General features: G+C 48.2%; 14 protein-coding genes, 4 tRNA genes and 1 pseudogene. 17 read left to right on the top strand and 2 right to left on the bottom strand.

The annotated features are described in order from the left end of the window. Nucleotides 1-267 precede the first annotated feature (267 nt). From AC6I1H_RS08465 to AC6I1H_RS08440, 6 genes are all read left to right on the top strand, one after another. Nucleotides 268-1,353 carry a class II glutamine amidotransferase gene (locus tag AC6I1H_RS08465; protein WP_497740500.1) on the top strand — a complete coding sequence of 362 codons (1,086 nt, stop codon included), beginning with the start codon at nt 268-270 and terminating at the stop codon, nt 1,351-1,353. Continuing rightward, on the top strand, nt 1,350-2,852 hold the full coding sequence (locus AC6I1H_RS08460; RefSeq protein WP_497740498.1) for a glutamate synthase-related protein: 1,503 nt from the start codon (nt 1,350-1,352) through the stop codon (nt 2,850-2,852). The genes AC6I1H_RS08465 and AC6I1H_RS08460 overlap by 4 nt, the downstream gene beginning before the upstream one ends. 68 nt (nt 2,853-2,920) lie before the next feature. Continuing rightward, on the top strand, nt 2,921-3,658 hold the full coding sequence (locus AC6I1H_RS08455) for a GltB/FmdC/FwdC-like GXGXG domain-containing protein (protein ID WP_497740497.1): 738 nt from the start codon (nt 2,921-2,923) through the stop codon (nt 3,656-3,658). A 389-nt stretch (nt 3,659-4,047) separates the two neighbouring features. After that, a complete protein-coding gene (epsC, locus tag AC6I1H_RS08450; RefSeq protein ID WP_497740495.1) occupies nt 4,048-4,713 on the top strand; it encodes a serine O-acetyltransferase EpsC in 666 nt (221 codons plus the stop codon). Next, nucleotides 4,713-6,110 (top strand): cysteine--tRNA ligase, encoded by a 1,398-nt coding sequence (gene cysS / locus AC6I1H_RS08445; protein WP_497740748.1) that lies wholly within the window; start codon nt 4,713-4,715, stop codon nt 6,108-6,110. The genes epsC and cysS overlap by 1 nt, the downstream gene beginning before the upstream one ends. Nucleotides 6,111-6,239: 129 nt before the next feature. Further along, nucleotides 6,240-6,683: a Mini-ribonuclease 3 gene (locus AC6I1H_RS08440; RefSeq protein ID WP_497740494.1), complete on the top strand. Its 444-nt coding sequence runs from the start codon at nt 6,240-6,242 to the stop codon at nt 6,681-6,683. Between the two features lie 75 nt (nt 6,684-6,758). Here AC6I1H_RS08440 and AC6I1H_RS08435 read toward each other — a convergent pair whose 3' ends face one another. Both AC6I1H_RS08435 and thyX read right to left on the bottom strand, forming a co-directional pair. Further along, nucleotides 6,759-7,616, bottom strand: coding sequence for an FAD-dependent thymidylate synthase (locus AC6I1H_RS08435; RefSeq protein ID WP_497740747.1), 858 nt, complete (start codon nt 7,614-7,616; stop codon nt 6,759-6,761). A gap of 21 nt (nt 7,617-7,637) precedes the next feature. Further along, a pseudogene (gene thyX / locus AC6I1H_RS08430) lies at nt 7,638-7,913 on the bottom strand (FAD-dependent thymidylate synthase); the annotation flags it as partial. Nucleotides 7,914-8,018: 105 nt separating this feature from the next. Between thyX and rlmB the strand changes: the two are divergent. The 11 genes from rlmB to nusG all read left to right on the top strand — a co-directional run bounded on the left by rlmB (nt 8,019) and on the right by nusG (nt 13,155). Beyond that, complete coding sequence (gene rlmB, locus AC6I1H_RS08425) at nt 8,019-8,777, top strand: 23S rRNA (guanosine(2251)-2'-O)-methyltransferase RlmB (protein WP_497740493.1); 759 nt, start codon at nt 8,019-8,021, stop codon at nt 8,775-8,777. Then, entirely contained in the window at nt 8,761-9,285 is a 525-nt protein-coding gene (locus AC6I1H_RS08420) for an NYN domain-containing protein (RefSeq protein WP_497740492.1), read from the top strand. Before rlmB ends, AC6I1H_RS08420 begins: the two co-directional genes overlap by 17 nt. 81 nt (nt 9,286-9,366) lie before the next feature. Next, nucleotides 9,367-10,029 (top strand): RNA polymerase sporulation sigma factor SigH, encoded by a 663-nt coding sequence (gene sigH, locus AC6I1H_RS08415; protein WP_497740746.1) that lies wholly within the window; start codon nt 9,367-9,369, stop codon nt 10,027-10,029. Between the two features lie 60 nt (nt 10,030-10,089). After that, nucleotides 10,090-10,175 (top strand) — tRNA-Tyr (locus tag AC6I1H_RS08410). Nucleotides 10,176-10,284: 109 nt separating this feature from the next. Next, nucleotides 10,285-10,361, top strand: a tRNA-Gly gene (locus AC6I1H_RS08405). A gap of 159 nt (nt 10,362-10,520) precedes the next feature. Beyond that, nucleotides 10,521-10,597 (top strand) — tRNA-Met (locus AC6I1H_RS08400). Nucleotides 10,598-10,599: 2 nt separating this feature from the next. Continuing rightward, nucleotides 10,600-10,675 (top strand) — tRNA-Thr (locus AC6I1H_RS08395). A 105-nt stretch (nt 10,676-10,780) separates the two neighbouring features. Next, on the top strand, nt 10,781-11,986 hold the full coding sequence (tuf, locus tag AC6I1H_RS08390; RefSeq protein ID WP_497737625.1) for an elongation factor Tu: 1,206 nt from the start codon (nt 10,781-10,783) through the stop codon (nt 11,984-11,986). 142 nt (nt 11,987-12,128) lie between these two features. Beyond that, the gene (gene rpmG / locus AC6I1H_RS08385; RefSeq protein WP_120767355.1) at nt 12,129-12,278 is read left to right on the top strand and encodes a 50S ribosomal protein L33; all 150 of its coding nucleotides are present in this window, start codon (nt 12,129-12,131) and stop codon (nt 12,276-12,278) included. Between the two features lie 23 nt (nt 12,279-12,301). Continuing rightward, the gene (gene secE / locus AC6I1H_RS08380; protein ID WP_497740490.1) at nt 12,302-12,508 is read left to right on the top strand and encodes a preprotein translocase subunit SecE; all 207 of its coding nucleotides are present in this window, start codon (nt 12,302-12,304) and stop codon (nt 12,506-12,508) included. Between the two features lie 119 nt (nt 12,509-12,627). Beyond that, nucleotides 12,628-13,155 (top strand): transcription termination/antitermination protein NusG, encoded by a 528-nt coding sequence (nusG, locus tag AC6I1H_RS08375; RefSeq protein WP_497740488.1) that lies wholly within the window; start codon nt 12,628-12,630, stop codon nt 13,153-13,155. Nucleotides 13,156-13,161: the final 6 nt, after the last annotated feature.

Below are 13,161 nucleotides of genomic sequence, written 5' to 3'. Positions count from 1 at the left end.
ATAAAATTAACATAAAACCTTACATGAAATCTTGACATACGTATTCGCTTGATTGTATAATTATAAAAAACTTATTGAACTTATGTATACAATAATACAAATCTATTGTCGGAAGGGTGCCTAGGGTTCCGGCTTTATGTGACTGGACCGAGCGGCACCGGCCGGCGTTGCCGGTTACACCGTGAGGATAAAAGCCTTTCGGAGGGTTCCAGACGAGAATCTTTCGAAAGGTTTTTTGATTTAACGAAAAGACGGGGAGGAGAAAAATTGTTCAAAAGAGCTGAGACAAAGGACATTTCAGGTTGTGCCGTCGTCGGCATTATGAATGAAAAGGGCAAAACCATCCGCGGCGATGTCATTACAAATGCCATCGCCGTAATGCACGAAAGGTCCAACGGCCTGGGAGGTGGATTTGCCGCATACGGGATTTATCCTGAATTCAAGGATTACTACGCCTTTCATATTATGTTTGAGGATGAGGGAGTAAAGGATGCGGTAGAGGCTTTTTTGCAGGACAGTATGGTACTGGTCAAAAGCGAGGCCATACCCATTCGCAAGAAGATGAGCCTGATGAATACCCCGATACTTTGGCGGTATTTTCTGGAAGTTCCCAAAAGCAAGATACCGGCGGGGCTTTCTGAAGAGGATTTTGTAGTGTCTGTGGTAATGAAGATAAATATTCGCTTCAACGGAGCGTTCGTTTTTTCTTCCGGAAAGAATATGGGCATTTTCAAAGGGCTGGGATACCCGGAGGATGTCAGCCGGTTTTTCCGACTGGAGGAATATGAAGCATACCTATGGACCGCCCACGGCAGATTCCCCACCAACACTCCCGGCTGGTGGGGCGGCGCCCATCCTTTCGGGCTTCTGGATTGGGCGGTGGTGCACAACGGTGAGATCTCGTCATACGGTATCAACAAGCGCTATCTGGAGATGTTCGGCTATGAGTGCACGCTCATGACGGATACGGAGGTAATAGTATACATGCTGGATCTGCTTTTAAGGAAACACAATCTTCCGCAGGATATAGCCCTTACCGCTCTGGCTCCTCCTTTCTGGAAGGAGATAGACGAAATGGATAAAAACAAAAAGGAAGCCATGACCGCTCTCAGAATGGTCTACGGCAGCGCCCTTTTAAACGGGCCTTTCAGCATCATCATCTCCAGTACCAATTCCATGATAGGCATGACCGACAGGATAATGCTTCGGCCGCTGGTGGTGGCAAGAAAGCAGGATACGGTCTACATGTCTTCGGAGGAATCCGCCATTCGCGAGGTATGCCAGGACCCAGACGAGGTCTGGAGCCCGCAGGGCGGGGAACCGGTATATGCCAGATTGGAGGAGAGAGCATGAGGATGATACCGCCGGAATTTATGGTAAGGATAAACGATTCATGTATCAGATGCAAAAGATGTGTTAATGAATGCAGCTTCGGCGCCCTAAAGTTTGAAAACGACAGGGTAGTGGCAGACCATGAGAAATGTGTGGCGTGCCACCGCTGTACCACTTTCTGCCCTACCTATGCCATTTCAGTGGAAAAATTTCCAGTTATCTTCAAGGATAATTATCTGTGGAGCCATGATATATTGAAAAATTTGTGGAAGCAGTCCGAATCCGGTGCAAAAATACTTACGGGAGCGGGCAACGATAAACCGTATCCGGTTTTCTGGGATAAAATGGTTCTGGATGCGTGCCAAGTGACGAATCCTTCCATAGACCCCCTCAGGGAGCCCATGGAACTTCGGACATATCTCGGGAAAAAGCCAGACAGGCTGGAATTCTGGCGGGATAAAAAAGGGGACATCAAGCTCACCACGGTGATGGAACCCCAGATAAAGCTGGAAACCCCCATAATTTTCGCCGGCATGTCCTATGGCGCCGTGAGCCTAAATGTGCAGCTAATCCTGGCAAGAGCAGCCCGCGAACTGGGCACCGTCATGAATACCGGCGAGGGAGGACTTCCTCAGGAAATTTCCGAATACAGGGACAATATTATAGTTCAGTGCGCTTCCGGCAGGTTCGGCATAAACCTTTCGTACCTGAACTCCTGTGCCGCCATAGAAATCAAGATAGGCCAGGGAGCGAAGCCCGGCATAGGCGGACATCTGCCTGGCGAAAAGGTCACTGAAGAAATTTCCAGGACCCGCAGGATTCCGTCCGGCACCGACGCCATTTCCCCGGCTCCTCATCACGACATATATTCCATAGAGGATCTGCGTCAGCTGATATATGCATTGAAAGAAGCCACCAGATACAGGAAGCCCGTCGGCGTAAAGATTGCTGCGGTTCACAATGTGGCGGCCATCGCCAGTGGTGTGGTGAGAGCGGGTGCGGATATAATCACCATCGACGGTTTCAGGGGCGGCACCGGAGCTTCTCCGCAGGTCATACGGGATCATGTGGGCATCCCCATAGAACTTGCCCTGGCAAGGGTGGATGAACAGCTCCGCCGGGAGGGCATCAGGCACATGGCCTCCATTATCGCCAGCGGCGGCATCAGGCAGAGCGCGGACGTATTGAAGGCCATAGCCCTGGGGGCCGATGCAGTGGCAATAGGAACAGCCGCGCTGGTATCCATGGGATGCCACCTGTGCCAGAAGTGCCATACCGGCCTTTGCGCATGGGGCATAGCCACACAGAAGCCGGAACTGATAAAGCGCCTGAAGGTGGAAGAGGGCGTAAAAAGGCTTGTGAATATGATAAAGGCATGGAACCTGGAGATAAAAGAAATCCTGGGCGCTCTGGGAGTAAACTCGATCGAAAGCCTTCGGGGGAGCAGGGAAAGGCTCAGGGGATTGGATCTGGACGAGGTGTATCTGGATGTGCTGGGCATAAAACCCGCCGGAAGGTAGAAATATGAGACGGCCTTCAGCGCCGGCCGTTCGACCTAAAATATGAAATGTGGGGAGGAAAGATAAAAATGAAAATTGATGCCAAGGGTTTAAATTACCGCGAGCTAAATGAAAGAATTCATGATGCAGTATCCAAGGGCGTTGAAGAAATTGATCTGGTAAACGTATTGGGCCAGAGATACATCGGCACGGGGCTCGACAGGGAAGTTACTCTCAATATTTACGGCACGCCGGGCAGCGACCTGGGGGCTTTCATGGACGGGCCCAGAATCAATGTGTTCGGCAGCGGGCAGGATGACATCGGAAATACCATGAACAGCGGCAGCATAGTCATTCACGGCGATGCAGGCAATGTGGCGGGGCTTTCCATGAGGACCGGGAAGATTTTTGTCAAAGGCAGCGTGGGATACCGTGCGGGTATTCATATGAAGGCGTATCAGGACCAGTGCCCCGTCATGGTGGTGGGCGGCAGGGCCGGAGATTTCCTCGGAGAATACATGGCCGGAGGCAAACTCATACTGCTGGGAATCTTCAAAAAGGAAAAGGATCCGGTGGCGGGCCGCTATATAGCGACGGGCATGCACGGTGGTGTCATATATATTCGCGGAGGAGTGAACAAAAACCAGGTGGGCAAAGATGTGGCAGTGGAAGAAGTCACCGATGAAGAAAAGGCCGAAATAAAAGGAGAAGTGGAGGAATTCTGCAGGCATTTCGGCATCACCAGAATCGATGACATAATGGCATCACCCTTCGTGAAACTTTCGCCAAAAAGCAGCAGACCATACGGAAAATTGTATGCATATTAACTTTAACCGAGTCAGTGAGTCAGGGGACGGTTCTCTGACTCACTAAAAGTGAGTCAGAGAACCGTCCCCTGACTCACTGACTCATCTTATAATGACTTGACTTTATCGATAAAATTTATTAGAATTAAATCAATAATTTTGTGTATAAAGCTTTGATGGGGATTGTAGGCTCGACACCCCTTTAAGAGAGAAACCGTCACCGGCTGAAAGCGGTTTTAAGGAAGACGAGATCGAAATTGCGCCCCGGAGCTCAAGCCCCGAATATGTATTATGTAGTAGGGGTTTTGCGGCAACGCCGTTATCGATAAAGCGATAAACCAGAGTGGGACCGCGGCCTTTCGCCTCTGAACGGGGCGAAAGGCTTTTTTGATGATTGAGGAGGGGATGAAATGTTTAATACTATTAAAGAAGATATCAGAGTAGTATTTGAACGGGATCCTGCTGCAAAGAGCGTGATTGAGGTTATACTTTGTTATCCGGGCTTTCATGCCATCGTGATGCACCGAATTGCTCACTTTTTATATAATAAAAAACTGCTGCTTCTTGCCAGGATAATATCCCAGATAAACAGGTTTATAACCGGGATAGAGATCCATCCTGGCGCCAGGATCGGCAAGGGATTTTTTATAGACCATGGCATGGGAGTGGTCATCGGCGAGACCACCGAAATCGGAGATAATGTCACATTATACCAGGGAGTGACTCTGGGAGGCACCGGAAAGGATAAAGGCAAGCGTCATCCTACTCTCGGCAACAATATTGTTGTGGGGTCGGGAGCCAAAGTCCTGGGGCCCCTTAAAATAGGTGACAATTCAAAGATTGGAGCCGGGGCGGTAGTTTTGAAGGATGTGCCGCCGAATTCCACGGTGGTTGGAGTTCCGGGCAAGGCGGTAATCAGAGAAAAAATTGATTACTCCGATGTGGACTTTACCAGAGTGGACTTGAACCACCATCTTTTGCCGGATCCGGTGGCGGACATGATGAGGTGTTTGCAGAAAAAGCTGGAAGACCTGGAGTCGCGCATTTCAAAATTAGAAGGAGGGAAACAGGATTGATAAAAATTTTTAATACGCTCACCCGCAGAAAGGAAGAATTTGTTCCGCTCAAAAAAAACAGAGTGAATATGTATACCTGCGGCCCCACGGTATACGATTTTTTCCATGTGGGCAATGCAAGGGTATTCATAACCTTCGACACGGTTCGAAATTACCTGCAATTCCGTGGATATGATGTGACGTTTGTGCAGAATTTCACCGACATTGACGACAAGATGATAAAAAGGGCGAGCGAGGAGGGCGTTACCGTAAAGGAACTGGGCGACCGGTTTATAGAAGAGTATTTTAAGGATGCCGACGCTCTGGGCATAAAGAGAGCCGACGTTCACCCCAGGGCAACCGAACACATCGGAGATATTATCGAAACAATCAAGATACTGGTGGATAAGGGTTATGCCTATGAGGTGGATGGGGACGTGTATTATGAGGCAAGAAAGTTCAAGGATTATGGCAAGCTTTCCCATCAAAACCTGGATGAGCTGGAAGCCGGGGCTAGAGTGGAGCCCGGCGAGAAGAAAAGGGATCCCATGGATTTCGCCCTGTGGAAAGCCCAGAAGCTGGGCGAACCGGCGTGGGAAAGCCCTTGGGGCAAAGGCAGGCCCGGGTGGCATATCGAGTGCTCGGTAATGTCCATGAAGTACCTGGGAGAAACCTTCGACATCCATGGGGGAGGACCGGACCTCATATTCCCCCATCATGAAAATGAGATAGCCCAGAGCGAAGCGGCTACAGGGAAACCCTTTGCCCGATATTTCATGCACGTTGGGTATCTCAACATAAACAACCAGAAGATGTCAAAGTCTTTGGGCAATTTCTTCACCGTGAGGGATATCCTGAAAAAATATGATCCGGAAGTGCTCAGGTTTTTTATGTTGTCATCCCACTACCGAAGCCCCATAAATTTCAGTGAAGACCTTATGCGGCAGGCACGAAGTGCTCTAGAGCGCCTGTACAACACCCTTTACACTATGGAGCACCTGGAGAAGACGGCGAAAGAAGCGGGGGGTGCCGATGAAGAAGAATATTTAAAGGCGCTGCGGGAGCATAAAGAAAGATTCGTTCAGTCCATGGACGACGACTTCAATACCGCCGACGCTATTGCGGTCCTTTTTGACATGGTCAGGGAATTCAATGTAAACATGAATAAACTCTCGCGAAAGGCTGTCGCAAAGACTTCAGAGTCTCTGCTGGAGCTGGGAAGGGTCCTGGGTTTCTTCTATAAGTTTGGAAATGGCGAACTGCTGGATGATGAGATTCAAAAGAAAATAGAGGAAAGGCAGCGGGCACGAAAGGACAGGAATTTTGCACTGGCAGACAGAATAAGGGATGAGCTCAAAGAAAAAGGCATCATTCTGGAGGACACCCCGACGGGAGTGCGCTGGAAGCGGCTGAATTAGAGGTGAGAAGTGGAAAGTCAGAAGTGGGATTAAGTAGAAATTTGGCAGAGCCAAAATTTCTAAAGATGAGTTGGGCGACGGTTCTGTGACTCATTTCACAGGAGTTGATTTGATTGGAGTGAACTAAAGATGAATAATGATGGGGAAATACCCGGAAGAAAGGCTGTCGATGCGGATTCGCTCTCCTCGCTGGCGCTGGCTTTTGTGGGAGATGCGGTTTTCAACCTTTTTATCAGGACCATGCTGGTGGGCAGCGGCAAGAAAGTGCGGGACCTCCACCGGGATGCCGTGCGTTTTGTGAAAGCCTCGGCCCAGGCCGGGATACTCAAAAAGATAGAGGGGTTTCTCACCGAAAAGGAAAAAGATGTCGTTAGAATCGCCCGCAATACAAAAGTGAATACTGTGCCCAAAAATGCGGATATTATGGATTATCATTACAGCACGGGATTTGAGGCCCTGCTGGGTTACCTGTATCTAACGGGTCAGAATGAAAGGCTGAACAAGATTCTGATAGCATCGTTCAGCCTGATAGCCTTTCCGGAAAAAAGCGACAAAAAAACCGACTATATCTGATCTCCGATTTCCGACTTCTGGCCTCTGTCTTATATCTGACCTCTCACCTCCGATTTCCAGTTTCTGATTCTGGGCCTATGGCCTCCGAACGGGGTATCTTCCGCAACTGAAACTCCCCTCCGGGCAGAAGCCCGTGGCTTCACAGGGCGCTCCCGCCTTCTCAAACAGGCCCGGGGCTATTTTTTTTACTTCAGCCAGCATCATCTCCGCCAGGCGCCTTATCTCGCTCTGGGCTCGCCGGCAGCAGCGCAGGTTGAAAAAGTTGTAGAGGCTCCGTACGTTCATTGTCATCACAAGCCTGGTCTGAGTGCCCATGGGAAGGATATACCTGGCATCTTCCTGTTCCACGCCCATTTTGACAAGCTCAATGTAGCTTTTCTTGCAGCATTCCAGGCCGTTTATGTAAGTCAAAATCGCTTCCGGATTCCTGGCGATGCTTTCCGGAAGGGTGGAATAGTAGCGGCTGTCAATGTAATTTTCCGCAGCTTTAACAAAAGCTTCGAGAAATTCCGGGGACTTTTTGCACAGCGCCGCCAACGTTTCTCTGGAATAGTCTTGGGAGGCAAAATCCAGGTTGTCATAAATAAAAAGGCAAAAATTCAGAGCGTCTACATTTTTTATTAATATTTTATCTCCTTCAAGAGTAATATTAAAAGGGGACTTGTTTAATACGATGCCAAAATTTCCGGGAAAAGCGATGACAAGCCCCGGGCCCTCTTCCAGAATCCCCCCGCCGTCAAATATTCCTCTGAAGTATGACGAAAGAAGGTCTTCCCGGATTTTTTCCAGGGAAAGCCCCGTTATGCCGCCTTTTTCAATGAACCCATTTTGGGCTGGATTCCGCCTGCCGCAGAGGTTGCAGGCGAAGTTGAATCCCTCTGTGTATGCGAGCCTGCGAGCCTTTTTTGCTTCATTGTCCGGTTGGCAGGCCATTTCTTCCCTGAAGGGGTTGTTATATCTCAGGCTCTGCACCGAATAGGAAGCTATGCGATGCCGCGTCAGCTGGGCCAGTAGAGCGCGGCTCACTCCGTCGATGGCAAAAGTAAAACTCACATGCTCCACCGGAGACATATGTCCCATATCCATCAGCTTTTTGATGAACGAAGCGGCTTTTTCCCCGGTGAAATTTTCCATGATCTCGGCTGCGCTGATATTTGAATAACATAGACGGGCTGCGGCGGCCACGGTTTTCTCCGGTTCCGGCGTATGAGAAAGCACTATTACTTTCATAGGCAACCTCCTTGACTTTTTTGGAAAATTGAAATATTATTGGTACAAACCTTTTTAATGATTATATCACAGTTTGACGGCAAACGGTGAAAAATTTGAGGAGTGATGGGTATTCAAAAAGAACGGATCGGGGGCCGCAACGCCGTGATGGAAGCCATCCTTGCGGGACGCCCCATATATAAAATCTACCTGAAAAAGGGGGAACGCCATGGCGCAATTTTCAGGATAATGGACCTTGCCCGAGAAAAAGGTATTCCACTGCAGGAAGTAGACGCCGATGCATTTTACGACATGGCCGGGACCTCTGGCCATCAGGGAGTATGCGCCGTAGTTTCGCCAACAGAATATGTGGAAGTGGAAGATATCTTAAATTACGCTGCCGATCTGAAAGAAGACCCTTTTGTAATGGTTGTAAACGAGCTTACCGATCCCCAGAATCTGGGCAGCATAATTCGCACGGCGGATTGTCTCGGAATCCATGGGATTGTGATTCCCAAAAACAGGGCGTGCGGAATAACGCCCGCAGTGGTCAAAGTATCGGCTGGAGCGGCGGAATACATAAAAGTTGCGCGGGTTACAAATCTGGCTTCCACGCTGGAAGATTTAAAAAAAAGTGGCCTGTGGGTGATGGGTGCGGATAGCAGCGGTAAAGACTGTTTTGCGGTCGATCTGACCGGCCCCATAGCTCTTGTGATCGGCGGTGAGGACAGGGGCCTGGGCAGGCTCGTGCGCGAAAAATGCGATGCGCTTATCCGCATTCCCATGAAAGGCCATATCGGTTCTTTCAATGCCGCTGTGGCGGCTTCCATACTGGGATATGAAATAACGAGACAGAGGTTATTGAAAAATGCCGGCAGATCATGAGGAATACCTTCTGGTGGACGGCTACAACATTATCAATGCATGGCCGGAACTTGAAGAAGCAAAAAATGTAAGCCTTGAAGCCGCCCGGGAAAAACTGCTGGACATAATGGCCGATTATGCCGGCCATACCGGTATTCGCGTAATGGTAGTCTTTGACGCACACCAGGTCGAGAAAAGCCGAGGCATGCAGTACGACAGGAACGGAGTGCGGGTGGTTTTTACAAAAGAGGGAGAAACGGCGGACCATTTTATAGAGAAAATGGCGGACCTTTTCGCACGGCAGGAAAAGGTCAGAGTAGCCACCTCCGATTGGATCGAGCAGCAGATAATCATGGGACGCGGCGCCACGCGAATTTCCGCCAGGGAATTGCTACAGGAAGTAAAAGACATTGTTGGAAAGCGACGGGCAAGAGAGAAAAAGCATATAAACGAAAAACAAACCCTGGGCGATCGGGTGGACCCCGTTATTTGGAAAATCATCGAGAAAAATATCAAAAAAGATGGATAATGTCGGTAGAATAGCAAGCTTGACTACATTTTACATTATGAGATATAATTAAAAAAGGGCTCTTTCTTGTTTCAATATTATATGGGGGCGATTGTATTGAATGTCGGGCTTCCGAAAGAAGATTTGTCATGTTTCGAAGACATGCATGACGAACAGGTGGTATGTGAGGCTATAAACGGCAGTCATGAAGCGCTGGAATATCTGATAAACAAATATAAGAATTTTGTAAAATCCAAAGCCAGATCTTATTTTTTGATTGGTGCGGACAGAGAAGACATAATTCAGGAAGGCATGATAGGACTTTACAAAGCGATAAGGGATTTCAACCCTGAAAAACTTTCTTCGTTCAGAGCCTTTGCAGAGCTGTGCATTACCAGGCAGATTATAACGGCCATAAAGACCGCAACCCGTCAAAAGCATATTCCATTAAATTCGTACGTATCTTTGAATAAACCCATTTATGACGAAGATTCCGACAGGACGCTGCTGGATATTCTTTCTGGAGTCAAGATTTCGGACCCTGAAGAACTCATAATAAGCAGGGAAGAGTTTGAGGATATTGAAGGCAAGATGGGGCAGATTCTGAGCAAGCTTGAATGGCAGGTTTTGATGTCTTACCTGGGCGGCAAATCGTATCAGGAGATAGCAAAAGACCTGAAGCGGCATGTAAAATCCATTGACAATGCACTGCAGAGGGTTAAAAGGAAGCTTGAAAAATATCTGGAAGTGAGAGAATTAAATTGAAATAAAATCATATTTTGCTATTGACCGCTGGTGTTTTTCCTTTTATAATATATAAGGTGTGGAGAGATTCCCGAGCTGGCCAAAGGGGGCAGACTGTAAATCTGCTGGCGATGCCTTCGGTGGTTCGAATCCACCTCTCTCCACCAGAACAGAAGTCAGAGGTCAGAAATCAGAGGTCAGAATCGAAGGATTTTGCCTTCGGCAAAATCCAACTTAATCCGACGTCCGACATCTGATTTCTGGTATCTGATATGTGCGGGAATAGCTCAGCTGGCTAGAGCGTCAGCCTTCCAAGCTGAATGTCGCGGGTTCGAATCCCGTTTCCCGCTCCAAAACAAAAGGCAGAGGCCAGAAGTCAGAAATTGGAGGTCAGACGAAGTTAACAAATTTATACTTAATTTAGCATCTGACATCTGATTTCTTCCATCTGCTTGATGGCAAAATCAACTTAATCTGACATCCGACATCTGGCATCAGATATCTGTATTTATCGCGGGGTGGAGCAGTCTGGTAGCTCGTCGGGCTCATAACCCGGAGGCCGCTGGTTCAAATCCAGCCCCCGCCACCAGTGCCCACGTAGCTCAGTCGGCAGAGCGTCGCCTTGGTAAGGCGGAGGTCACCGGTTCAATCCCGGTCGTGGGCTCCATTTTTGAAGTAGAGATATTTGAAAATTTTATTATATTTGGTTATAATATTATGGACGAGTTGTTGCGATTTTATTTTTTATTTTTACATATTAAGGAGGATAAAAATGGCAAAGCAGAAATACGAAAGGACAAAACCCCATGTAAACGTAGGGACCATAGGCCACATAGACCACGGCAAGACCACCCTTACAGCGGCGATCACAAAAGTGCTGTCCAACAGCGGGCTGTCGGACTTTGTACCCTTTGACCAGATAGACAAAGCCCCCGAAGAAAGAGAGCGCGGCATCACCATAGCCACAGCCCACGTAGAATACCAGACCGAAAAGAGGCACTACGCCCACGTAGACTGCCCGGGCCACGCCGACTACGTAAAGAACATGATAACCGGAGCCGCGCAGATGGACGGAGCCATACTGGTAGTATCCGCTGCAGACGGCCCCATGCCCCAGACCAGAGAACACATACTCCTGGCAAGGCAAGTAGGCGTGCCCTACATCGTAGTATTTTTAAACAAAATAGACATGGTAGACGACCCCGAACTTTTGGAACTTGTAGAAATGGAAGTAAGAGAACTTCTGTCATTCTATGAATTTCCCGGAGACGACATACCCATCGTACCCGGCTCAGCCCTGAAAGCACTTGAATGCGGCTGCGGCAAGAGAGAATGCGAATGGTGCGGCAAGATATGGAACCTGATGGACGCAGTAGACAGCTACATTCCCACACCCGAAAGAGACACAGACAAACCGTTCCTCATGCCCATAGAAGACGTATTCACCATCACGGGCCGCGGCACAGTAGTGACCGGCAGAGTAGAAAGAGGCACCCTCAAAGTAGGAGACGAAGTAGAAATAGTAGGACTTGCCCCCGAAAAGAAAAAGACCGTAGTCACCGGCGTAGAAATGTTCAGGAAACTACTGGATGCAGCAGTAGCCGGAGACAACATAGGGGCCCTGCTTCGGGGCATAGACAGAGACGAAGTAGAAAGAGGCATGGTCATAGCCAAGCCCGGCAGCATCCATCCCCACACCCACTTCAAAGGCCAGGTATACGTCCTGAAGAAAGAAGAAGGCGGCAGGCACACACCCTTCTTCAACGGCTACAGGCCCCAATTCTACTTCAGGACCACCGACGTCACCGGAGTCATCAACCTGCCTGAAGGCACCGAGATGGTAATGCCGGGAGACAACATAGTCATGGACATACAGCTGATTTCGCCCATAGCCATCGAAGAAGGCCTGAGGTTCGCCATCAGGGAAGGCGGCAGGACCGTAGGAGCCGGAGTCGTAACTGAGATTATCGATAAATAGCGAAAAAAGGGGGAATCGAAAGATTCCCCCTTAAATTTGTGCTCTTTATTGACAATAAAGCGGAATTATGATAAATTGATTAAAGCGACTATAAAGGGAAAATCCTTGCACTTATAGAAGACAGAGTAATGGAGGTGTGCACATGAGGGTCAATATAGTGTTGGCATGTACGGAATGCAAACAGAGAAACTATTTCACCCAAAAGAACAAGAAAAATGACCCTGACCGTCTGGAGATGAACAAATACTGCAAACACTGCGGGAAACATACGCTGCACAAGGAAACAAAATAAGCGTAGGGGGATGTGGAATTCGCATGGCAGCTGCTGGAGAGAGCTTTATCAAAAAGACCGGGAGGTTTTTTAAAGAAGTAAGGTCCGAAATCAAAAAGGTCACATGGCCCACTAAAAATGACCTTACCACATATACCATAGTGGTTCTGTTTTCGGTTGTAATTGTCAGCGGTATCATATGGATTGCCGATACCATACTTTATAAGTTGCTATCATTAATTCTCCGATAAAGGAGGTTGTTTCGAAGTTCGAGGTTCGAGGTTCGATATTCGATTAAGCGGAAATTTTGCTAAGCAAAATTTCTTCTAATCAAGCCTCTAACTTCTAACGTCGAACATCGAAGAGAAGTATGTCTTCCAAAAACTGGTACGTAGTTCATACTTACTCCGGCTATGAAAATAAGGTTAAGGCCAACCTTGAAAAAAGGGTGGAATCCATGGGGATGCAGGACAAGATATTCAGGGTGCTTGTCCCCATGGAAGAGGAAATTGAAATAAAAAACGGCAAGAAAAAAGTTACTCAACGCAAAGTATTTCCGGGTTATGTCCTTGTGGAAATGATTGTAACCGACGATTCCTGGTATGTTGTGAGAAACACTCCGGGAGTGACGGGCTTTGTCGGGGCAGGGACAAAACCAATCCCCCTTCAGGAGGCAGAGGCAAAGAACATACTGAAACAGATGGGAATAGAAGAACCGAAGCCCAGAATAGATATTACGGTAAATCAGAATGTAAAGGTCACATCCGGGCCTTTTGAGAATTTCGCCGGCAGAGTTGTGGAAATAAATCCCGACAGGCAAAAAGTTAAGGTGCTAATATCGATGTTCGGGAGAGAAACTCCCATTGAACTTGAATTCAGCCAGATAGAAAAATTATAGCGAATT

The organism is Biomaibacter sp. TOL, from assembly GCF_059717795.1.
This window is presented reverse-complemented; position numbering and strand designations above follow the sequence as displayed.